The sequence below is a fragment of the Candidatus Nanosynbacter sp. TM7-087 genome (assembly GCF_022828365.1).
Taxonomy (GTDB): Bacteria; Patescibacteriota; Saccharimonadia; order Saccharimonadales; family Saccharimonadaceae; genus Nanosynbacter.
The window spans coordinates 514,514-536,841 of the sequence record NZ_JAJQJU010000001.1 but is presented as its reverse complement, the minus strand read 5'-3'; the positions used below and the strand labels follow the sequence as shown (position 1 = coordinate 536,841).

20 protein-coding genes are annotated in these 22,328 nt (G+C 43.2%); 19 read left to right on the top strand and 1 reads right to left on the bottom strand.

The annotated features are described in order from the left end of the window. From LRM41_RS02855 to LRM41_RS02845, 3 genes are all read left to right on the top strand, one after another. A partial coding sequence (locus LRM41_RS02855) for a calcium-binding protein (protein WP_275973492.1) occupies nucleotides 1-925 on the top strand: 925 nt, incomplete at its 5' end. Between the two features lie 64 nt (nucleotides 926-989). Further along, complete coding sequence (locus LRM41_RS02850) at nucleotides 990-3,131, top strand: type I secretion system permease/ATPase (protein WP_243819374.1); 2,142 nt, start codon at nucleotides 990-992, stop codon at nucleotides 3,129-3,131. Then, nucleotides 3,124-4,479, top strand: coding sequence for an HlyD family type I secretion periplasmic adaptor subunit (locus LRM41_RS02845; protein WP_243819373.1), 1,356 nt, complete (start codon nucleotides 3,124-3,126; stop codon nucleotides 4,477-4,479). Before LRM41_RS02850 ends, LRM41_RS02845 begins: the two co-directional genes overlap by 8 nt. On the opposite strand, the gene LRM41_RS02840 is transcribed toward LRM41_RS02845, so the two are convergent. Continuing rightward, the gene (locus tag LRM41_RS02840; protein WP_243819372.1) at nucleotides 4,476-5,828 is read right to left on the bottom strand and encodes a hypothetical protein; all 1,353 of its coding nucleotides are present in this window, start codon (nucleotides 5,826-5,828) and stop codon (nucleotides 4,476-4,478) included. The genes LRM41_RS02845 and LRM41_RS02840 overlap by 4 nt on opposite strands. Nucleotides 5,829-5,963: 135 nt before the next feature. On the opposite strand from LRM41_RS02840, the gene pyk reads away from it, so the two are divergent. The 16 genes from pyk to rpsP all read left to right on the top strand — a co-directional run bounded on the left by pyk (nucleotide 5,964) and on the right by rpsP (nucleotide 22,257). Then, a complete protein-coding gene (pyk, locus tag LRM41_RS02835; RefSeq protein ID WP_243819371.1) occupies nucleotides 5,964-7,385 on the top strand; it encodes a pyruvate kinase in 1,422 nt (473 codons plus the stop codon). Between the two features lie 11 nt (nucleotides 7,386-7,396). After that, nucleotides 7,397-8,635, top strand: a complete 1,239-nt coding sequence (locus LRM41_RS02830) for a phosphoglycerate kinase (protein ID WP_243819370.1) — start codon at nucleotides 7,397-7,399, stop codon at nucleotides 8,633-8,635. Nucleotides 8,636-8,659: 24 nt separating this feature from the next. After that, the gene (gene tpiA / locus LRM41_RS02825) at nucleotides 8,660-9,418 is read left to right on the top strand and encodes a triose-phosphate isomerase (protein ID WP_243819369.1); all 759 of its coding nucleotides are present in this window, start codon (nucleotides 8,660-8,662) and stop codon (nucleotides 9,416-9,418) included. 14 nt (nucleotides 9,419-9,432) lie between these two features. Beyond that, nucleotides 9,433-10,671 (top strand): hypothetical protein, encoded by a 1,239-nt coding sequence (locus tag LRM41_RS02820; protein WP_243819368.1) that lies wholly within the window; start codon nucleotides 9,433-9,435, stop codon nucleotides 10,669-10,671. Between the two features lie 4 nt (nucleotides 10,672-10,675). Further along, nucleotides 10,676-12,778: an ATP-dependent helicase gene (locus LRM41_RS02815; protein ID WP_243819367.1), complete on the top strand. Its 2,103-nt coding sequence runs from the start codon at nucleotides 10,676-10,678 to the stop codon at nucleotides 12,776-12,778. Between the two features lie 35 nt (nucleotides 12,779-12,813). Next, nucleotides 12,814-14,004: a resuscitation-promoting factor gene (locus LRM41_RS02810; protein WP_243819366.1), complete on the top strand. Its 1,191-nt coding sequence runs from the start codon at nucleotides 12,814-12,816 to the stop codon at nucleotides 14,002-14,004. A gap of 91 nt (nucleotides 14,005-14,095) precedes the next feature. Then, complete coding sequence (locus LRM41_RS02805) at nucleotides 14,096-15,121, top strand: resuscitation-promoting factor (protein WP_243819365.1); 1,026 nt, start codon at nucleotides 14,096-14,098, stop codon at nucleotides 15,119-15,121. After that, nucleotides 15,122-15,910 (top strand): 16S rRNA (adenine(1518)-N(6)/adenine(1519)-N(6))-dimethyltransferase RsmA, encoded by a 789-nt coding sequence (gene rsmA / locus LRM41_RS02800; protein WP_243819364.1) that lies wholly within the window; start codon nucleotides 15,122-15,124, stop codon nucleotides 15,908-15,910. Between the two features lie 28 nt (nucleotides 15,911-15,938). Further along, nucleotides 15,939-17,450 (top strand): methionine--tRNA ligase, encoded by a 1,512-nt coding sequence (metG, locus tag LRM41_RS02795; RefSeq protein WP_243819363.1) that lies wholly within the window; start codon nucleotides 15,939-15,941, stop codon nucleotides 17,448-17,450. Between the two features lie 3 nt (nucleotides 17,451-17,453). After that, complete coding sequence (locus tag LRM41_RS02790) at nucleotides 17,454-18,272, top strand: TatD family hydrolase (RefSeq protein WP_243819362.1); 819 nt, start codon at nucleotides 17,454-17,456, stop codon at nucleotides 18,270-18,272. Nucleotides 18,273-18,283: 11 nt separating this feature from the next. Then, entirely contained in the window at nucleotides 18,284-18,583 is a 300-nt protein-coding gene (locus LRM41_RS02785; RefSeq protein ID WP_243819361.1) for a hypothetical protein, read from the top strand. After that, nucleotides 18,584-19,021 carry a hypothetical protein gene (locus LRM41_RS02780; protein WP_129631416.1) on the top strand — a complete coding sequence of 146 codons (438 nt, stop codon included), beginning with the start codon at nucleotides 18,584-18,586 and terminating at the stop codon, nucleotides 19,019-19,021. 12 nt (nucleotides 19,022-19,033) lie between these two features. Then, entirely contained in the window at nucleotides 19,034-20,191 is a 1,158-nt protein-coding gene (locus LRM41_RS02775) for a cysteine desulfurase family protein (protein WP_243819360.1), read from the top strand. Beyond that, complete coding sequence (locus tag LRM41_RS02770) at nucleotides 20,188-20,784, top strand: YdcF family protein (protein ID WP_243819359.1); 597 nt, start codon at nucleotides 20,188-20,190, stop codon at nucleotides 20,782-20,784. Before LRM41_RS02775 ends, LRM41_RS02770 begins: the two co-directional genes overlap by 4 nt. Then, nucleotides 20,781-21,833, top strand: coding sequence for a tRNA 2-thiouridine(34) synthase MnmA (mnmA, locus tag LRM41_RS02765; protein ID WP_243819358.1), 1,053 nt, complete (start codon nucleotides 20,781-20,783; stop codon nucleotides 21,831-21,833). Before LRM41_RS02770 ends, mnmA begins: the two co-directional genes overlap by 4 nt. Nucleotides 21,834-21,909: 76 nt before the next feature. Then, entirely contained in the window at nucleotides 21,910-22,257 is a 348-nt protein-coding gene (gene rpsP, locus LRM41_RS02760; RefSeq protein ID WP_129634821.1) for a 30S ribosomal protein S16, read from the top strand. Nucleotides 22,258-22,328: the final 71 nt, after the last annotated feature.

The following is a 22,328-nucleotide window of genomic DNA, read 5'->3' as shown; positions in this document are numbered from 1 at the left end:
CCATGGTAGTAAGGGCGACGACCTCTACATCTTCAACAAGGGAGATGGAGTAGACTATATTGAAGAGACTGACGGTGTCGATACCCTTCAATTTGGTGAAGGCATTAGCCCAGAAGATATCCTCGTAACGCGTACTACAGTTAGTAGCGGTTACACCGCTAACTACAATCTTGAACTTTCCATTAAAGGAACCAACGACAAGGTAACTATTACAAGACAATTAGGTTACGGCGATAGCGCAGGTCAAAAAGATGCGCCAGGACAAGCAGTAGAAAGAATTGCCTTTGCTGATGGCACCATATGGACACAGGATACCATCTACCAGATGCTACATAACCGTACTGGCAGTGATGGGGGCGACACACTTGTTGCTTACGACGATGGCGCTGTTGAATACCACGGCCTTGATGGCAATGACACCTTACACGGCGGTATTGCTGACGACCTTCTCTATGGCGACTCTGGCAACGACTGGCTACGTGGCGACGCTGGCAACGACACTCTCATTGGTGGCACTGGTAACGACGCACTCCATGGTAGTAAGGGCGACGACCTCTACATCTTCAACAAGGGAGATGGAGTAGACAGGATTTATGACATGAACGGCCTTGCTGATGAAGTTCGGTTGAAACATAAGTTACAGGATGTTATTTTTGAGCGGCGCAGTGACGATTTAGTGGTATATATGCCGGGATCTCTGGATTCAGTGGTAATTGACTCATGGTATCGAGGAGATAATTATAAGATTGAAACGTTTACATCTGAAGATGGTAAATTTATCACACATACACAGATCGAGAGTTTGATTCAAGCAATGTCTACTTTCCAGAAGGATACGGGAATGACCTGGCAGCAGGCATTGTCTAGTCAGCCGTCTCAAGTAGAATCTATAGTTACGCAATACTGGACAGCTCCAACCGCTTAAGCTTTGGTCTTTGTAAAATTTCTGCTACACTTTTGATAAAATCTGGTGGGCTTGGATTGCGTATATGTCGGAGAAGTCACAAAAATCAAACTCAATAGACCCAGGCTTGTACTGCTTTATTACGATTGCGCAATTTCATGGTATTGCAGCTGATCCTGAGCAGCTGAAGCACGCCCTGGCATTGGAGGAGGGTATTATGAATGAGGTTGATATGCTTCGTGCCGCCCGAACTCTGAAGTTAAAGGCTAAGATATCTACGGTGAAATATAAGCAGCTGGAAAAATTACCAATGCCAGTGATTGTTGGTATGAAGAAAGATAAGTTTGCTGTTTTGGCGCGCATTGACAACGGTAAACTACTTATACTTATGCCTGACGGTTCGCCACCTCAAATTATCGAAAGAGCGGCGTTTGAAAAAGAATGGACTGGTCGAGTATTGTTATTTGCGCAACGGTTTTGGAAGGATGTCGAGCGTAAGTTTGATATCAAATGGTTTATTCCGACGATCATAAAATACAGGAGGCCATTATTAGAAGTGCTGCTGGCGGCGTTTATTTTACAGATTATAGGGTTACTTGCGCCGATTCTCACGCAAGTTGTGATTGATAAGGCGCTAGCACACCATAGCGTATCGACACTAGACGTGATTGTATTTGGACTGATTGTTGTTGCGTTATTTGAGATGATGCTTGGCATTGCGCGAAGTTATATTTTTACTCACACCACGAGTCGAATTGATGTGATTTTAAGTTCGCGGCTGTTTCGTCATCTATTTGCATTGCCGCTACGATACTTTGAGACTCGGCGCGTTGGCGACACGACTGCTCGGGTTATGGAGCTAGAAAAAGTCCGCTCTTTTCTGACAGGTGTGCCAATGACAACGGTTATTGATCTGTGTTTTATATTTGTATATATCGTCATAATGATATGGTATAGTACAACGTTGACCTGGGTTGTTCTAGCTAGCTTGCCAGTGTTCGTAATACTATCTGCTATTGTGACGCCTCTATTTAGATATCGGTTGGACGAGCGATTTAATACTGGCGCCGAAGCACAATCATATCTGGTGGAGTCAATCAATGGAGCCCAAACCATTAAGTCTTTTGCGCTAGAGCCGGAACTGCAAAAGAAGTGGGAGGGGCGACTTGCTAGCTATGTTCGAGCTGGTTATAAGACATCAATTTTATCAAATAATGCCGGTATAATCGGTCAGTTTATTCAGAAGATTTCTGATATTGCTATTTTATGGTTTGGTGCGCATATGGTAATGTCTGGCAGCTTGACCATTGGTGCTCTTATTGCGTTTCGAATGCTGTCGGGTCGAGTGAGCGGGCCAGTACTGCGGCTGGTGCAATCTTGGCAGGATTTTCAACAAGCAGGAGTGTCAATTAAGCGATTGGGGGATATTTTTAATAATAAAACTGAACCAACTCTTGATCCGGCCAAATCTCGATTACCAAGCATAAAAGGCGACATTCGTTTTGATAAGGTCTATTTTCGATATACGCTAGATGGGCCAGAGGTGATTCGTAATGTGTCGTTTGGTATTCATCCAGGGACAGTTGTGGGCGTAGTTGGGCGAAGCGGATCTGGAAAGAGTACAATATCAAAACTATTGCAAAGATTGTATATTCCAGAATCAGGAAAAATTCTCATTGACGGAGTTGATATTGCGACAACTGATCCATCTTGGCTGAGGAGGCAAATTGGTGTTGTTCTACAGGAGAATTTTCTGTTTAATGCTAGTGTTCGTGAAAACATTTGTATACACAAGCCTTCGGCGAGCATGGAAGAAATTGTTCGTGTTGCAAAAATTGCGGGAGCACATGATTTTATATTAGAGCTACCAGAAGGTTATGAAACGCAAGTTGGTGAGCGTGGTGAGGGCCTGTCTGGCGGGCAAAAACAGCGCATAGCAATCGCAAGAGCACTACTCCATGATCCAAAGATATTGATTTTTGATGAGGCAACTTCCGCGCTTGATTACGAATCAGAAAATATCATTCAGAAAAACTTGAAACAAATTGTTGCCGGACGGACTGTTATTATAATCGCACATCGGTTATCAACATTGAAATCAGTTGATAAAATTATGGCAATTGATAAAGGGCAATTAGTGGAGTATGGAACGCCGCGGGTGTTGCTGAAAAAGAATGGCTTGTATGCTTATTTGTATAATCAGCAAACGGGAGGTGAAGATGTCTAAGTTGTCAGCGTATTGGCGATATCGAGATCGGCGCTTGCAATATGAATTTTTGCCAGCCGCTCAAGAGATTATTGAAACACCAACCTCTCCGCTCGGACATATTGTTATTTGGATGACAGTTTTATTATTGATGACTGCTGGAGCTTGGTTGTATTTTGGAAAGTTGGACGTAGTTGTTTCAGGTCAAGGGAAATTAGCATCGGAAAGCGGTACAAAAATTTTACAATCGTCGGCGTCGGGAACGGTTGTTGATATAAAAGTGCGTGAAGGTCAGCGCATTAAAAAAGGTGATACTGTGGTTGAGTTAGATAAAAAAGTCGCCCAGCAGAATGTTGAATCGGTGGAGAAGACTTTAGCTATTGCTAAAATTGAGAGATCTATCGCAAAAGGAGTCTCGTCTTCAATTGTCATGGATGATATCAATAAGTCAGGTTTAACAGAGGAAACGAAGCAAAGTTTGATTGAAAAAATGCATGCGCAAAATGATATATTGGAATCCAGGAAGCTTCTCTCCTCAACAAATTTAACAAATCTTCAGAAGCAACTTTCCCAATTGGATAGTGTAGGCAAGGATCTTAATGATATGTTGACTAGAGATAAAGCTAAAGAGCAGCAGATCAATAAACTAATAGAGCATGGAGCGCCATTACAGCAAATGCAGCTTCGTAGTGATCTTAATTCTGTAAGACAGAAGATTGCTTCTCTTGAATCGTCACTATCTTCACAAAAGCAGCAGATGGCCCAGGTGGAGTCTGCAATAGACAATGCGAAAAATCAAGCCGCAGTGAGCTTAAATGAACTTCGGGTGAGTAATACGGCTACTGCTATCTCTCAGGACAATAAAATTATTGAACTTGAAAATTCTCTGACAAGAGCAAGGGTGGCATTAGAACAGACAACAATTGTGGCGCCAGTTGACGGTACAGTATTGTCGTTAAAGACAAATACCATTGGTGGCGTGGTGTCGGCGGCTCAAATAATTGCCGAGATCACGCCGCTTGAAGAGTCGCTTGTTGTGGAGGCGTCGCTACAAAGTAGGGATATTGGTTTTGTAAATGTTGGCCAACGAGTTGTTGTAAAAGTTGACGCATATTCGTTCCAGCGATATGGTTATTTGAGTGGGACGGTTCAATCGATTAGTCCAGATGCGATAGTTAACGATAAATTGGGGTTAATATATCGGATTAAGGTTAAGCTTGATAGCCTAAAAACCTCGAAAAATATTGAGCTGAAAATGATTCCAGGCATGAATTCTGTTGTGGAAATAACAACTGGAAATCGACGAGCCATTGAGTTTTTACTTGATCCATTGATCTCGCATGTTGACGGTAGTTTGGAAGTTCGCTAGTTGCTGTAATTATCAAAATATCTTATTATCATTTCGCGTAGTAGTATGTAAAGTTTTTCGAGCTGACCGTCAATACGAACGAATTTAGTTTTTGGATCTTTTTCACCAATCTCTATCTGGGATACAGTGCTAGTAAGAATACTTAAGAGAAATTCAACGTCATAACCTTCGCTATGCACAACTTGTTGTCGAGCTTTCTGTATTACTTTTAGCATTGTTTTATGATTTTCTATGCTTATTCCTAATTTTTCTAAGGCGATCTTAAGAGACTGGTTGAAAGTTGGGCGAGTTAAAAGATGGTAGACTATGTTGGTTGGCTTATTGTAGAATTTTTTAACATTATCATAAATATCGTCGCTGAGCTGAATCAACTGAATGGCTTTTTCAATACTTTTAATTATTTCGTTTTTTGATTTTCTATGCTGCTTTTTAAGTTCGTTTTCTGCGATTCCTTCTGCAAAACTTTGAAGGGCAAAAATTAGATTTGCAATATTCATATGAAATACATTTGAATTTGTATGAAAACGATAATCGATAATTCGCGTGAAAGCTAGCCCAATTTTACTATAAGATCCAAGAGCTTTTTGGTGGTTTGGGTTGATGAAAAAATGGGTCATTTTTATAAGAGTTAATGGTTTCATGGAATCTTGTAGACTTATTGAGGGGCGATATTTGGTCGGAGATACAGCTTCTAAAAAAGGATTCGCGAGGTGCAGTGTTGCGATTCCGTGCAAATCCACTGATTGGATAAAACAATGCGTATTGTCGAAGTGGCTAATCCAATATAATTGAAATGCGAGAAGTATTTTACCGATATCAGTTATCTGGAAAGATCCTTTTGTGTGAGAAAAGGTGTAATTGAGGTAGGGCTGAAGCCGAGATTTGTCTGTACTGATTGTCAATTTATTTGTGCGGAGGATCGAATGAGTTGCTGATATGATGAGGTTAATATTTTTATAGGTAGCATAACATATTCTAGAAGTGACCGCCCTTTTAGTAATTGTACTGGTAATATTTTTCATGTCGACATTGGTGATTACGGTATCAGGCGCATGTTCTGCGTTAATGAGAATATTTATTGTAGTTGATTTTCGAAGAATTGATTCTATGCCGGCGTTGACTGGCCATTTTAGGTAGGCGCGAACGTCATAAGCGGGGGCGTAAATAGAGTTTTCGCTAAGCTGTTTGCGGTAAAATGCAAAAGGCGTTACGTATTGTGAGCGAGTTTTTATGACTATAAATAACTTATTGTATGTGCCTGGGGCCGTTGTCGAAAGTTCTGCCTTAAGATGGTAATTGGCAGGGTCAAACTGACCAAATCCTTTAGCAACAATTTGCCTACCTACCACATCAAAATAATAGGCTTCACCAATTAAAATTTCGTCTTGAGGGTTTTGCAAGCTTATTTCCTGTTAATGATTATTGTCATATTATATTGTATCAAGCGTTTTTCATCACTGTTATTTCGTGATATAATTTTAAAAATGAGTGATAATATATTTAAACGAACAAAAATATTAGCAACAATTGGGCCAGCAACGTTCAGCCAAGAAAAGGTTTACCAATTGTTGGAGGCCGGCGTTAACGGCATCCGTATGAACTTTAGCCACGGCGCTAATGAGGAGAGAATTGAGCAGATCAATTGGGTGCGCACAGCTAGTAAACAGTTGGGCAAGCCTGTCGCAATCCTACAAGATTTGCAAGGTCCGAAGATTCGCCTGGGCGTTTTGAAAGATAACATGCTGAATGTTAAGGTTGGCGATATGTTGGTCTTGGACTCAGAAATTACCGAGCATGACGGCAGCTTCAATTTGCCAGTGCAGTACAATTTGGCGGAGAAGATGAAAGTCGGCGAGCCACTTTACATGTTTGACGGTAAGATCAGGACGGTTGTACGAGAAATTGTTAGCCCAACTGCAATTCGCGTAGAAGTTCAGAACGACGGTTTTTTGATGAGCCGCAAGGGTTTGAATTTGCCAGACACAGATTTCGGTGGCGACATTCTTACTCAGAAAGATATTAACGATTTAGAATGGGGCGCAAGCCAAGATTTTGATTATGTTGCATTGAGTTTTATTCAAAAAGCTGATGACATTATTGATTTGCGTCGTCGATTGACAGATTTAGGATCGACAGCCAATATTATTGCCAAGATTGAGACTAAGTCTGCCGTTGATCCAGAGAATTTGGAGGAAATCGTTAAGGCTAGTGACGGTATTATGGTTGCTCGCGGCGACTTGGCGGTGGAAGCTGGTGCGGAAATTGTCCCAGTTGTACAGCGTCGAATTATTGCCTTGTGTCGTAAATATTGCAAGCTAGTAATCGTTGCAACACAAATGATGGGTAGTATGGTTGATAATCCAGAGCCAAGTCGCGCTGAAGTAAGCGACGTTGCCAATGCTGTAATCCAAGGCGCTGATGTAGTTATGCTGTCTGATGAGACTGCCAATGGTAAATACCCTGTTGAAACCGTTCGTGCGATGCGTAAGACTATTATCTACACTCAAGAACACAGTGAAGTGATGTTGGTAGAAAAGGCTGAAATGCGTGAAAAAACTGACGCGATTTTAAGCTACACGGCAGCTCAATTGGCAAGGAGAATTAAGGCTCGAGCTATTATTGCGGGAACACGCACTGGCGCTACTGCAATTAACGTTGCCGCATATCGTCCGAACCTACCAATTGTTTGTGTAACCGAAGATATGAAGACTGCGCAAAAGTTGGCACTAAGGTATGCTTCTCGTCCATATGTTCGACCAAACGACCCAAATGCAGCAACTAAGCTAGCTGACGAGTTGAAACAAGAAGGCTATTTCGGCGCAGACCCAGTTACTGTTGTGCTTGTCAGTGGCCACAATCCAGAGCCAGGTAAAACTGACAATATCCAAGTCAAGACGTTGTCATAAGGAGAATTTGGGTGGGCAGAAAATTTCCGAAGCAAACAATTCGCGATGTTGATCTACGTGGAAAAACTATTCTTCTGCGAGCAGATTATAATGTACCGCTAACAAAGCGCGGTCAGATTTCTGATGATCTAAGAATTCGCGCTTCGCTGCCCACACTCCGATATTTGCTGGAGCAGAATTGCAAGATTGTTATCATGTCTCATCTGGGGCGACCAAAAGGTAAGGATCTTAAGTTTAGCTTGAAAGTTGTCGCAGATCATCTATCTAAGTTGCTGAGCCGTCCGGTAGGATTGCTGGATGATTGTGTGGGCGAAGCTATTCATCAAGCCGTTCGCCGCGCGCCACGAGGCAGCATTCTTATGCTGGAGAATTTACGTTTTTATGATGAGGAGGAGGCCGACGATTTAACATTTGCCAAGTCAATTCAACGCGCTGTCCGAGCGGATTATTTTGTGCAGGACGGATTTGCGGTCGCACACAGAGCGCACGCCAGCACTCATGCGATTACGTTGTGTGTTCCAGGGCTAGCGGGATTACTATTAGAAAAAGAATATGTAACTATCACTGAGGCGATGAATAAGCCAAAACGTCCGTTGGTTGCGGTTATTGGCGGCGCGAAAGTTAGCGATAAAATATTACTGATTAAGCGTCTGATTAAAAAGGCGGATCGGATTTTAATTGGTGGCGCCATGTCAAACACGTTTTTACATTGCCGTGGATTTAATGTCGGCAAGAGTGTGTTTGAGTCAGGAATGGAAAAGGTTGTTGCGGAAATTTATGATTTGGCAGCGGCTAAGGCTGGCGTAGAAAATGTTGACGATTTTTTGGTTTTGCCGATTGACGTGGCGGTTGCGCCAGAGATTTCTAAAGATTTTCCTCGTCAAGAAGTTAATGTTGGTAAGATAAAAAACTCAGATATGGCGCTGGATATTGGAAGTCAGACAATTGAGAAATTCACGAAAATACTGGCTGATGCGAAGATGGTTATTTGGAATGGTCCGCTGGGCTATGCTGAGATTGATAATTTTGCAATCGGTTCAGCGCGAGTAGCGTTAGCTATTGCCCAGAATAAAGGGATTGTTTCAATAGTCGGCGGCGGAGATACAGCTGATTTTATATTGAAATGGGACGGGCATGACGGTGCCAATTTTACCCATGTTTCCACTGGTGGCGGAGCTAGCATGGCCTTGATGGCTGGTAAAAAATTGCCTGGAATTGAAAGTTTACTAGACGCATACGGTTTGAGGTGATAAACTAAGCATAAGGATTATCTCATGAGAAAAAAGTTAATCATTGGTAACTGGAAAATGAACTTCAATATGCAGGAGGCTAGCTTATATTTGCATAAGCTGATGAACACGCTGCCATCGCATAGAGATGTTGAAGTGGTGCTGGCGCCTACTATTTTGACGCTGCAGAGTTTGAGTTTACAAATTAATCGTCGAATCGCTAAGCTGGCGGCCCAGAATTGCTATTGGCGAGATTCGGGGGCGTATACGGGAGAAATTCCAGCGGCACATCTTCGTGGAATTGCTGATTATGTGATAATTGGACATTCGGAACGTCGCTATATTTTCATTGAAAGCGAAAAAGACATTCGGCTGAAAGTTCAGGCGGCAATTCGAAATCGTATTCATCCGATTTTATGCGTTGGCGAGACGATCCAAGAGAGAACTCTTGGCGAAACGAAGGATGTTCTGGCTGATCAATTAACCAGCGGTCTGGCTAATGTGACGGCGGGCGAGCTGGGCGAAGTAGTCATTGCGTATGAGCCAGTTTGGGCGATCGGTACTGGTGATAGCGCTAAGGCGTCTGATGTAAAAAAAGCTACACAGATGATTCGACGACATATTTCTCATTTGTACGGTAAAAAAGCGGCGGAATCAGTTCGAGTTGTCTATGGTGGAAGTATTACATCAATAAACGCCGCAGATTATTTAGCAATTGATGAACTTGATGGTTTATTGGTTGGGGCAGCCAGTTTGGATGCATATCAATTTAAGGAGATAATCTCGAAAGCACATAAAGGTTAAAAAATAGGGGGCATATGACAGATATTGATTTTGATGAGTTGGATAGAGCGGTAAGCTCTCTTATGGATAAACAGCGAGAAAAAGAAGCTCCAGTGGTGGCTAATGAAAATAATAGCGAGGTTTCTGTGTCTGCGCCCGTAGAGGAAAAACCTGTGTCAGAGAACTCTATTGGTACTAGCTTTGCGCCTCCAGTAACTCCATTTACGCCTTCGTCTGTTGCTTCTACTCCTTTATTATCGATCTCTCAGCCTGAAGCAAAAAAAGATCCTTCTAGCGACGATGCGACTCCTAAAGAGACTGATAGTCCTACGAGCGAGAAAGTTGCTAACGACTCAATAGATAACAGAGCTCCTGGCATTACTGCTAACGAAGTCAAGGCTACGCCGGTAGTCGCAAGACGCTCGACTGGTCGTTTCATGGATGTTGTTAGACCTTCATCTGTCAGCACTATCCAAAAAACCGCTACTCCCGCTCCATCCCGAACTGGTACGACGATTCAGCCCTCACCTGATTTGGTGGACGTGATTAGCATAAATAATAGGCATTCTGCGGTAGGGAAAGAGATGTCTGATATAGTTGCTCAATCAGATAATCTTAGTGACACCCCCGATCTTAAAGACGTGCACAATGAATCTACTTTTGCGAAGATTGAAGATGCGCCCGCTGAGGAGTTGTCATTGACTGATAAGATAGCACAATCATTAGCCGTAAGTAATAGCGAAGCTCCTGCTACACCGATGACTACGCCGCTGGAGTCTCCGTTTATCGCTAATGTTGAAGTGGAGAAGCGACCGCTTGGTTCTGTTAACCAAACTATGACTAGTTCTGAGATGAATAGTGATGAAGATGCGTCTATGTCTGCTGATTCTGAGGATATAAAATTGGAACATCAATATAATACCAATTTATCTAATTACAGCATGAGCGAAAATTCTTTAGGCGATGCACCCGATTCGCCAATGGATTTGAGTCCGGAAATTATAGCAATTGAGGAGGCTGGCGTTCCTGAAGATTCAGACGATAAAATGTCCACTGACATTGACAGCTCTTTGATTGAGTCTTCTGAATTATCCGAAAAGGAAACTATGGATTCTGAGCCGGCACCGATGTTTGCTGCCGTATCTACAGAGGTCAAACCTTCAGCCGACAAAGAAAAGAAAAAGTCCGGATTATTGATAGCGTTGCTTATTGTTATATTTTTGGCAATTGGTATGGCTGGCGGCGCTGTTTCGTACTTTTTGCTGATAAAATAGATATATGTCTAATTTTACTGACGGATTAAATAGCGAGCAGGCTCGGGCAGTGACGCACGTTGATGGGCCGTTGTTGATTTTGGCTGGAGCTGGATCCGGAAAGACCAAAACTCTGACTCATAGAATTGCCTATTTGATTGGCGAGTTGAAAATATTTCCTAGTCGAATATTGGCGGTTACATTTACCAATAAAGCCGCGAAGGAAATGCGTCATAGATTAGCGCAAATATTGGGTGAAGATTCTGAAAATCGGCAATTTATGCCGTGGATGGGAACTTTTCACAGTATTTGCGTGCGAATGTTGCGGATGGATGGTGAAAATATTGGTCTGAACAAGCGATTCTTAATTTACGATACCGATGGTCAAATAAGCTTGATGAAGCAAATTATGAAGTCTCGCGGCTTGACGGATAAGGATATTAAACCTCGCGCTGTACTTTCGGTTATTTCAAACGCTAAAAATGAAATGCGAAATGCTGAGGATTTTTCGGCTTCGACCCGTGGCCCAAGAGAGCAAAAAATAGCTGAATTGTTTTTTGCTTATGAAAAAGCCTTGAAAGATGCTTCGGCGTTGGATTTTGACGATTTATTGATAAAAACTGTGGAATTATTGAGAAATAAGCCAGATATCCGCCATAAATGGCAGCAGCAATTCGAACATATTCTGATTGACGAGTATCAGGACACAAATGCGGTGCAGTATGCGCTAATTAAGCTGTTGGTTAATTCGCGCCGTAATTTATGTGTGGTCGGCGATGACGCTCAGTCGATTTATAGTTTTCGCGGGGCTGATTATACTAATATTCTCAATTTTGAGCGTGATTTTCCAGGTACGACGGTGGTTAAGCTGGAGCAAAATTATCGTTCGACTGGCGCGATTTTGAATATGGCAAATGCGTTGATTAGTCATAATATTCATAGAACTGATAAAAATTTATGGACAGCGAATGGCGACGGTGTTGAGCCGAAATTGTGGCAATTATATAACGAGTCTGAGGAGGCTTTGGCGATTGCGAATGAGATTCAGGCGCAAATTGCGAACGGCCGTCAATATGGCGACGTGGCGGTGTTGTATCGAACGAATGCGCAAAGTTACGCAATTGAGCGAGCCTTGCGTCAGAGCTATATTCCGTATAAAATCGTCGGCGGTCTGCGATTTTTGGATCGAGCAGTTGTTAAGGATTTATTGGCATATCTTCGATTATTATATCAGCCGAGTGATCGAGTTAGTTTTTTGCGAATTGTGAATACGCCAAAACGTGGTGTTGGAGCGGTAAGTATTTCTAAGTTTCTGGACTGGAATGACGCGTCAGGGAAAGACATAATTAGCGGGTTACTGGCGGTTGAGGAAGCGGATACTTTGACAGTGCGCGCAAAACGTCCGTTGCTAGAGTTTGGTCAAAAATTGCACGATTTGCAGCAGGAAATTGACGGATCTCCAGCCGAATTGATTGAAAAAATCATGAAAAGTACTGGCTATGAAGATTTTATAAACGACGGAACGCCGCAAGCTGAGGAGCGAATGGAAAATATCGGCGTGCTTTTGTCGGAGGCGAAGGCTTACGTTGACGTGGCGACGTTTTTGGAAGAAATGGCTTTGATGTCTTCGACGGATACGACTGCCGATCAACAAGTAACGCTCATGACGCTTCATGCGGCTAAAGGTTTGGAGTTCCCGGTGGTTTTTCTGGCGGGACTGGAAGAGGGGATTTTGCCGCACGCAAGAGTATTTGATAGCGGCAACGCTGATGACGTAGAAGAGGAGCGCCGATTATGCTACGTTGGTGTAACTCGGGCGAGGGAAGAACTATTCGTTAGCTGTGCTAGCTCTCGGACGCAATTTGGTCAGATCGGCTATAACATGCCATCGAGGTTTTTGGACGAGATGGGCTTGATGGCTGGTGGTGTCGATAGGCCAGCTCAACCGACGGTAGAGCCTGATTTTTATTCGGAAGATATTGGTTTGGAAGTTGGTGATCGAGTTCGTAGTCCAAGTTTTGGCTCGGGTGAAATTATTGACAGCGAAGGCTTGAGCGTTACGGTTCGGTTTGATAATGGAAATATTAAGAAATTGAACGTCGAGTTCGCACGCTTGGAGAAAATTTGATATAATAAGGACACCTACGTTGTGGGTGTGAACTTATGGGTATAAGATTACAGGCAAAACACTATTCTAAGAAAATTACGTTCGTTTCTGGCGCGATATTGGTGCTGGTTGGCGGTTTATTTTTTGTCAATCAAGCATTGGCTGACGCTACTAAGCCAGCAGCCAAGGCTGGTGAAAAATTGGTAACGATTTACGACAGAGGCACAGAAAAGACGATTGTTACAAAAGCGAGGACGATTCGCGAGGCTTTGAAATTGGCTAAGTTTTCTATTGATGAACGCCAAGACGTAGTCGAGCCGAGTCTTGATTCGGAGATGGTGGCAGAGAAGTACAATATTAACATTTTCCGCGCTCGTCCAATAACAATCGTCGATGGCAACAAACGCCTGAAAATAACCACTGCCGAACAAACACCAGCTTTGATTGCGAAGGCTGCTGGAATTGAAGTTTTTGAAGAGGACAAAACGACTCTATCCAATTCCGATAATATGGCGGTTGATGGCGCAAACATGGTGATGAAAATTGACAGAGCCTCGATGGTTAATTTTGTACTTTACGGCAAAGAATCTGTCATTCGCACACATGCTAAGACGGTTGGCGAGCTATTGAAAGAGAAGAATATTAACCCAAAGAAAGATGATGCGCTATCCGTGGATCGTTCGGCGAAAATTATTCCCGGGATGAAAATTGAGCTTTGGCGTAATGGCAAGCAAACCATAACCACAGAAGAAGATGTGAAATTTGAGGTTGAAAAAGTCCAAGACGCGAATCGAGATTCGGGATATCGCGAAGTAAAACAGGTGGGCGAGAATGGTAAGAAAAATGTCACTTATGAAGTTGAGATGAAGAACGGCATTGAGGTAAGTCGTAAGGAAATTGCTAGCGTTGTAACAAAAGAACCAAAGAAGCAGATTGAAATTGTGGGGACGAAAGTTAGTTTACCTTCTGGATCTCATTCGGATTGGATGTCTGTGGCTGGCATTAGCCCTGATGATTATGGCTACGTGAACTTCATTTTTACGAAAGAGTCAACTTGGCGAACAACGGCTAGGAATGGGCAATATGCTGGGCTCGGTCAGACGGATATAAATAAGCTTTCTCAGGCTTGTCCAAACTGGCAAAGCGATCCAGTTTGCCAGATTAGAGTTTTCAATAATTATGCCGTAAGTAGATATGGTAGTTGGGCTGGGGCTTACAATGCATGGAATCGCCAAAAATGGTGGTAGACTAACGCTAGTGGCGTAAGTTGATTGCAGTCTATAGATAAAAAGTGCTTAATTTGGTATAATTTATTTGACTAGGTTTACAAGTCATTATATGATTATGCGCGTAAAAGGTTTATTTTTTGGAAAAATTATTGGATTAGCTGTGTTAGTTGCAATTGCGACTCCGATGATTTCGTTTGCTGATGGAAAGACTTCCGGTGAGCATTTGGTTCGTATTTATGATCGCGGTGAAGAAAAGACGATTATCACAAATGCATTGACCGTTCGGCAGGCCTTGCGCGCGGCTAAGATTACGATTGACGAAAAGATTGACGCGGTTGAGCCAAATATTGATATGGAATTGACCGGCGCAAAATACCAGGTCAACATTTTCCGCGCTCGTCCAATAACAATCGTCGATGGAAATAAACGCCTGAAAATAACCACTGCCGAACAAACACCAGCCTTGATCGCGAAGGTTGCTGGGCTGACTTTATATCGCGAAGATAAGACTCATTTTACGAATTCCGACGATCTTTTGGTGAATGGTGTGGGTTTGGTAATGAAGATTGAGCGATCAAAACAGCGAACGATGACTGAAGAAGTTGATGTTAATTTTGAGATTGAGCAGATTAAGGACGATTCTCAGCCGATTGGATTTAAGAGTGTTAAGCAGCTTGGGAAAAAAGGTGTGCGGAAGGTGACTTATCAGGTTGAGGTAGAGAACGAGCGCGAGATTAGTCGTAAGGAAGTTGCTAGCAAAATCACAAAGCAGTCAAAGAAGCAGATTGAAATAATTGGTACGAAGCCTAAAAATCCATTGACGAAAAGTAAGGGCGCGCAGATATTTACCGACTCCAAGGGCGTAGCGCATCGCGAGACGTATTATGATTTGCCGATGAATATTGTGATAAAAGCTTGTGGTAGCGGCGGTACTTATACGGTGCGGGCGGATGGTGCGAAGGTTGATAAAGATGGTTATATTTTGGTGGCGGCTAATTATGGTAATTATCCGCGATGTTCGGTAGTGGAGACAAGCATGGGTCCTGGAAAGGTTTATGACACTGGTGGATTTGCAGCCAAGCATCCGCACGGATTTGACTTAGCGACCGACTGGACGAATGGAGATGGGCGCTAAATGGCTTCTTCTCGTGGACCAAAAAAATCGCTTGGACAGCATTGGCTGAAAGATCCGGAGATTTTGGCGGATATTGCTGAAGCGGCCGAATTGACGGGCGATGATGTTGTACTGGAAATTGGACCAGGACTAGGTACTTTGACCAGTCGCTTGTTGGCTCGGGCTAATTCAGTGACCGCCGTGGAGTTTGATGCGGATTTGGCGCGAAAATTACCAGGGCAATTTCCTGGCAAGAAATTAACTGTTGTGAATCAAGATATATTGCAATTTGACCTGAATCAATTGCCGAAAAATTACAAAGTTGTAGCTAATGTCCCGTATTACATCACCAGCAAAATTGTTGAAAAATTGATGACCGCGGAAAATAAGCCGAGCATTGCGGTGCTGTTGGTGCAAAAAGAAGTTGCCGAGCGTATCGCGGCAGAGGCTGGGAATATGAGTGTTCTGTCTGTGAGCGTTCAGATTTTTGCCGAAGCGGAGTTGGATATTGAAGTGCCGCGGCAATTCTTCACGCCGCCGCCAAAAGTTGACTCGCAGGTTGTGGTTTTGAAAACCCGCGACAATCCGTTAATTACCCCAGAAGATCAGAGGGATTTTTTCCGCATTGTTAAGGCTGGATTTTCTGCGAAGCGTAAGAAGTTACGTTCCAGCTTGAGCGGTGGTTTGAGGATTGATAAGATTGTGGCGGAAGAATTGCTGAAAAATGCAGAAATTTCACCAGATGCTCGTGCTGAAGATTTGGCGATTGAAGATTGGAAGAGGCTATTGAAAGAGTGGTATCTGCGATAATTGCTCTAGTAGTGATATAATATATATCATGACTAAGAAACACGCTTACATCACTACCGCTATTCCTTACGTAAACGGCTTGCCACACGTTGGGCATGCTATGGATTATATGTTGGCAGACGTGTGGGCGCGTTATTCCAGACAGAACGGGCGTGAAGTTCGTTTTCAAGCTGGCGTGGATGAGCATGGAAATAAAATTGCCGCCAAAGCTGCCAGTCAAAATCAAACCCCTCAAGAATATGTCGATCAAACGCACGTCAATTTTAAGAATATGATTGCTGAGCTGAATATTTCAGTGACTGATTTTATTCGAACAACTGATGCGCATCATGTTGCTGCGGTGCAGTATATTTGGCAAAAGCTCGTTGAGGCTGGCTGCATTTACAAAGGTTCATATGAAGGCTGGTATTGTCAGGGGTGCGAAGCTTTCGTTACGGATAAAGAAGCTGCCGATAATAATGGGGTCTGTCCAGATCACCAGACGCCGTATCAGCGTTTGAGTGAGGAAAATTACTATTTTAAAACCAGTGCTTTTTCGGACAACATTCGCCAGGCAATTGAGTCAAATAAAATGAGAATCGTGCCTGAATTCCGTAAAAAAGAGTTTTTGGAATTGATGAAAGACGGCTTGAAAGACGTATCAGTTTCTCGTCCGCGTAAAAATCTTAGCTGGGGTGTGCCGGTTCCTGGTGATGATAATCAAGTTATGTACGTTTGGTTGGATGCTCTGAGCAATTACATTACGGTTATCGGTTATCCTGATCGTCCAGAAGAGTGGCAATCTTTTTGGCCGGCTGACGTGCAAGTCATCGGCAAGGACATTCTCCGTTTCCACGCTGGTATTTGGCCAGCAATGCTCATGGCGCTGGATTTGCCGCTTCCGAAAGTATTGCTTGTTCATGGATTTATCAATTCTGGCGGAATGAAAATGGCAAAGAGTCTCGGAAATGGTGTTGGTCCAGCTGATATTATTCCAGATTACGGCGCTGAGGCGTTTCGATATTATTTCTTGCGCCACGTACCAACGCAAGATGACGGCGACTTTACTTGGGAAAAGTTTGAAGCTGCGTATAATGGCGAGCTTGGCAATGATTTGGGCAATTTGGTTCAGCGAGTCGCTAAAATGGTGCAGAGTTATCAAGCGGGTGTTATTGGCGACGCTCCACAATCGGAGCACGATATGGGACCGTATCGTCAGGCGATGGAAAGCTATATGTTTGATCAAGCAATGGACGAAATTTGGCTAATTGTTCGTTCTTTGAATCAATATATTGAGCGAGTTCAGCCTTGGCAAGTTGCTAAAAATCGCGATAAAGATCCAGAAGCAGAGTCGCATTTGAGTGAGATCTTGGCGCACGCTTGCGGCACATTATTGCAAGTGTCCGACATGCTGCGACCATTCATGCCGCAAACTGCCGATAAAATTCATGATATGTTTGCTAGTGGTGTCGTGCCGTCAGAATTGACGCCTTTGTTCCCGCGCAAATATATTCACACGCTAGATCCACGCGCTTCGAAAACAGAACCTCAGGTTAAATAGTTTATGATTGAGGCTGATAAGAAAAGTGCGACTGAGGGTTTACGTCTGATAGATTCACATTGTCATTTGCATGATACGGAATTTTTTACGGACAATCGCGAGCAATTTTACAAAGAAACGGTCGAGGCGAATATTGGCATGATTTGTGTCGGTACTGACCAGCGAAGTAGTCGCCAAGCTGTGGAATTTGCTGCGAATCATGAGTTTACTTGGGCGGCAATTGGCGTTCATCCGCACGATACGAAAGACGGCTGGGGAGATGTCAAAACTTTGTTGGAGAATAAGACGGAAAATTCTCAGATTGTGGCAATTGGTGAGATTGGGCTTGATTATTATTACAATAACAGTCCGCGGGAAACGCAAATTGAGGGCTTGGAGGCACAACTTCAAATGGCAATAGATTATGATTTGCCAGTAAGTTTTCATGTTCGCGATGGTGCCGCAGGTCAGTCGTCAGTTTGGGATGATTTTTGGCCAATCTTCGATAATTTTCCTGGACTGCGCGGTGTTTTGCATAGTTTTACAGATACGCGTGAAAATTTGGAAAAAGGTTTTTCGCGAAATTTGTACGTTGGACTTAATGGAATTAGTACATTCACAAAGGATCAATTTCAGAAAGAATTGTTCGCTTCAATCCCGCTGGAGCGATTGTTGCTAGAAACTGACGCGCCATTCTTGACACCAGCGCCGTTTCGTGGTAATATAAACAAGCCAGAATATGTGAGATTGGTGGCTGAATATTGGGCGAAGCAGCGAAATATTGATTTTGATGTTTTAAGCCAAGCTACTCTTCGCAATACAAAAGAACTTTTTGGCATTTGAAAGTGGAGAAAATGAATAGTACGCCGGAATGTGTTACAAAAACACCTGAAGTTGAAACTCGCGAAAAACTTGCCGCTATTTTTTCTGATGCCGAGCAGCGCGGTGACAATTCCAAAGTAAGCCCTGAATTAGGAAAGACTGCGTTTGACGTAAATAATCTTAAAGCGAATATCCCTAATAATGAGGCGGTTGATTTTTGTAAACAGGTGCTTGGTGAAAATGAGAAGCCTACCGATCCTGTTGAGTCTGTGAAAGAAATTGGCAATATGTTAGCAGATCTTCGAAAAACTAAAGCTAACGAGGTGCAATAAGTGACTAAGTTTTTGAAAAAAGTACGAAGTTTGGTTTTTGCTGATGATAGCGACGCGGTGTCTTTATTGAAATTCCGTAAAAAAGATCGTCCATTAAAGAAATTTACCGAGCGCGAACTAATCCAATTGGAAAGTGAAATTGGCGCAACAATTTTTGGCGAGAAGCCGGCGTATGTTGCGCGACGAGAATTTTTTAATTTAGATAAAGATACCTGGATTTGGTATGAAGAAGTTGCTGATGGTAAGGGTGGCCGGCAAGAATTGACGACACGTTATGAAGTGCAACCAAAGGGAATTTTGAAGATTCAGCCGAATTATCGCTATAGTTACTTGGAGGGCGACGAGCTTCAGAATTTTGTCTTGGCAACTAAGGAATATTACGAGCGAGTTTCTCGGCAATTGTATAAGAAAGATCCGCAAACCGGTCGGCCGCTTTGATATAATAAAAAAGTGAATAAAGACTATATCTATCTTGATCATGCTGCTGCTACGCCAATGGATCCGTTGGTGATTGATTCGATGCTACCATATTTTTCTGAAAAGTTTTTCAATCCGTCTAGTCCGTACGCTCCCGCCATATTTACAAAACGTGAATATCAAGACGCGAAGGCTCGGCTGGCACGCTGTTTGGGTGTGATGGCTGATGAATTGATAATGACAGCTGGAGCAACTGAGTCTGTTAATTTGGCATTCAATGCAGCAAATGGCGTAAGTTTAATTTCGGCAATTGAGCATGATTCGGTGATTAATTCCGCAAAAGCGCGTTCGGAAGTAAAGCTAATTCCGCCAATGAAAAATGGACGAATAGACCCGAACACGGTTAAAAAAATGTTAACGCCAGATGTTGGATTTGTTAGTATTGCGCTAGTGAATCATGAGCTGGGCTATATTCAGCCAATTGAAGAGATTGCGGAAATCGTAAAAACTGAGCGACTCAGGCGCCAAGAAAATGGCGAATCTTTACCGTTGATTTTTCACACAGATGCTTCGCAGGCGGCGGCTTTAATTGATGTGAAGATTAAAAGGCTGGGTGTTGATTTATTGACATTATCTGCGGCGAAAGTTTACGGTCCAAAGCAAGTTGGTTTATTGTGGGTGCGACCTGGTGTTGTTTTGACGGCCAATATTTTTGGTGGTGGTCAAGAATTGGGTCTGCGCAGTGGAACCGAAAACGTTGCTGGCGTGGTTGGTTTTGCGACGGCTTTGGAATTGGCACAAAAACGACGTTCTGCCGAAGTGAAGCGACTGCGAAAACTACGAGAAAATTTGGTAAAAGATTTGAGGCAGGCTTTTCCTGAGATGTTGATATCATCAGATATAAAAAAAAGTTTGGTGAGCTTTTTGAATATATCATTTTCTGGAATTGACGCTGAAAGATTGGTGTTTTTATTAGAATCTCGTGGAGTTCTAGTGGCTACGGGCAGTGCTTGCGCGGCTAATTCTGGAACGCGTTCTCACGTACTAGCGAGTGTTGGTCTGAGCGAATTAGAGATTGACGGAAGTCTAAGGCTTACCTTAGGCAAGTTGAACAATGATGAGAATATAAAGCGAGCTGGCGAATTTATCATTGAGGCTGTGCAAGCGGAAATGAAGAGGACTCGTCGATGATTCATAAACTAGTTGGCTTGATTGTTTTTGCTGCTTTGGTGATTTTTGGGCTTAGCGCATATTTGTCGCCGAATGATTTGGGAAAATGTCAAGGCGTGGGTGAAGGCGATTGTCGTAAGGCTGATGCAATAGTTGTTGTCAGCGGTGGCGATACGAATGCGCGAACTGACGAGGCTATTAAACTGTATAAAGAAGGTTGGGCGCCGTTGATTGTTGTATCTGGCGCGGCGGCCGATAAAACTGGTCCGTCCAACGCTAAGGCTATGTACCAGCGAGCGATTAACAGCGGCGTTCCAGAGAAAGCCATTGTTATGGACGAGTCTTCCGAAACGACCAGACAAAACGCCACTGAAGTGAAGAAGATTGTCGATTCGCGAAAAATTGAAGATGTGATTCTGGTGACGAGTGGATATCATATGCGTCGGGCGCAACTCGAATTTTCAGCGCAATTTAATGATGTGAAGATTCGAAGCCATCCAGTTGCTTCTGACAAAAACTGGAGTTCGTGGTGGTGGTTGACTCCGTGGGGCTGGTGGCTGGCAATGGGTGAATTAATGAGAATTGGGCTATTCGCTCTGGGGTTATCTAGATGAGTAAGAAAGTTTTTGTTGGAATGTCAGGCGGTGTGGATTCCTCCGTTGCCGCAGCACTTTTGGTTGAGCAGGGTTACGATGTAACGGGTGTTTATATGAAAAACTGGTCGGAAGATCTTCCTGGGATGCATTGTCCGTGGGCGGAAGATGTTGCTGACGCCAAGCGTGTGGCGGTTGGCCTGGGCATTGATTTTCGAGTTTTTGATTTCCAGAAAGAATATAAGCAAAACGTTGTCGATTACATGATTCGCGAATATCAAGCTGGCCGCACGCCAAACCCAGATATTATGTGTAATCAAGAAGTGAAGTTTAAGATATTTTTGGAGGCTTCGTTAGCGGCTGGAGCGGATTATATCGCGACAGGGCATTATGCGCGTGTTGTTCATGAATCGTCTTCGTCAGCCAAATTGTTACGCGCTCGTGATGATAATAAAGACCAAACCTACTTCTTATATCGAGTGACTTCGGAGGCTTTGTCCAAAACCATATTTCCGTTGGGCGATTTCACTAAGGCGGAAGTTCGCGAAATGGCGAAAGAGCGTGGTTTGTGGACGGCGAGTAAAAAAGAGTCGATGGGAATTTGTTTTGTTGGACAAGTTGGAATTCGCGAGTTTTTGTCGGAATATGTTAAAACTGCACCAGGAAATATCATTGATCAACAGACGGGATCTGTCGTCGGTAAGCATGACGGCGCAATTTTTTATACTCTTGGTCAGCGTCATGGTTTGAACGTTGGTGGCGGATTGCCTTATTATGTTGTGGGTAAGGATATGGAGAAAAATGAGGTTTACGTGTCGCGATCAATTGACAATGAAAGTTTGTGGCGAAAAGAGCTTAGGCTGGCGGATATTCATTGGATTGATCAAGCACCGCATAAAGATAAGAATGTACAAGTTCGGTTGCGTCATCGAGGCACTTTATTTGACGCGAAAATTGACGGAGATATTGTAAGTCTTTCTGCTTCGGAGCGTGCCGTAGCTGCGGGCCAATCTGCGGTAATATATGACGGCGATGAATGTTTGGGTGGCGGAATCGTGAAAACAGATTGACGTTATAGGAAAAATAGTGTAAACTGTTCTAAAGTAAGGAATAATAAAACGTAGAGTTAAAGGAAGAATTAATTTTATGCTAGCAATTCGTTTGCAACGTTTGGGTCGCAAAGGTTATCCAGTATATCGCTTGGCGGTACAAGAAGCACATCGTCATCCATCAAGCGGTCGTGTAGTCGCTTATGTCGGTAGCTACAATCCACATACTAAAGAATCAAATATCCAAGTTGAATTGGCTCAGAAATATTTGGACAATGGCGCACAGCCAACACCGCGCGTAGTTAAGTTATTGAAAGAAGCTGGCGTTAAGTTGCCAAAGTGGGTTAAGGAAGTCTCAGCTGACAAGCACAAAGCCATCCGTAATCCAGAAAAGCTTCGCAAGAATCAACCAAAAGAAGAGCCAGCTGAAGAAGTAGCTGAATAATTTGTTGAGATTGACGATTTGAACTATAAACCCCATCTGCAAGGTGGGGTTATTTTATGGTATAATAACAC

Excerpts from the sequence above, each read along its gene's own strand:
- LRM41_RS02850 (WP_243819374.1), top strand. The coding sequence starts at position 990 with ATGTCGGAGAAGTCACAAAAATCAAACTCAATAGACCCAGGCTTGTAC.
- LRM41_RS02845 (WP_243819373.1), top strand. The coding sequence starts at position 3,124 with ATGTCTAAGTTGTCAGCGTATTGGCGATATCGAGATCGGCGCTTGCAA.
- pyk (WP_243819371.1), top strand. The coding sequence starts at position 5,964 with ATGAGTGATAATATATTTAAACGAACAAAAATATTAGCAACAATTGGG.
- tpiA (WP_243819369.1), top strand. The coding sequence starts at position 8,660 with ATGAGAAAAAAGTTAATCATTGGTAACTGGAAAATGAACTTCAATATG.
- LRM41_RS02820 (WP_243819368.1), top strand. The coding sequence starts at position 9,433 with ATGACAGATATTGATTTTGATGAGTTGGATAGAGCGGTAAGCTCTCTT.
- LRM41_RS02815 (WP_243819367.1), top strand. The coding sequence starts at position 10,676 with ATGTCTAATTTTACTGACGGATTAAATAGCGAGCAGGCTCGGGCAGTG.
- LRM41_RS02810 (WP_243819366.1), top strand. The coding sequence starts at position 12,814 with ATGGGTATAAGATTACAGGCAAAACACTATTCTAAGAAAATTACGTTC.
- LRM41_RS02805 (WP_243819365.1), top strand. The coding sequence starts at position 14,096 with ATGATTATGCGCGTAAAAGGTTTATTTTTTGGAAAAATTATTGGATTA.
- rsmA (WP_243819364.1), top strand. The coding sequence starts at position 15,122 with ATGGCTTCTTCTCGTGGACCAAAAAAATCGCTTGGACAGCATTGGCTG.
- metG (WP_243819363.1), top strand. The coding sequence starts at position 15,939 with ATGACTAAGAAACACGCTTACATCACTACCGCTATTCCTTACGTAAAC.
- LRM41_RS02790 (WP_243819362.1), top strand. The coding sequence starts at position 17,454 with ATGATTGAGGCTGATAAGAAAAGTGCGACTGAGGGTTTACGTCTGATA.
- LRM41_RS02785 (WP_243819361.1), top strand. The coding sequence starts at position 18,284 with ATGAATAGTACGCCGGAATGTGTTACAAAAACACCTGAAGTTGAAACT.
- LRM41_RS02770 (WP_243819359.1), top strand. The coding sequence starts at position 20,188 with ATGATTCATAAACTAGTTGGCTTGATTGTTTTTGCTGCTTTGGTGATT.
- mnmA (WP_243819358.1), top strand. The coding sequence starts at position 20,781 with ATGAGTAAGAAAGTTTTTGTTGGAATGTCAGGCGGTGTGGATTCCTCC.
- rpsP (WP_129634821.1), top strand. The coding sequence starts at position 21,910 with ATGCTAGCAATTCGTTTGCAACGTTTGGGTCGCAAAGGTTATCCAGTA.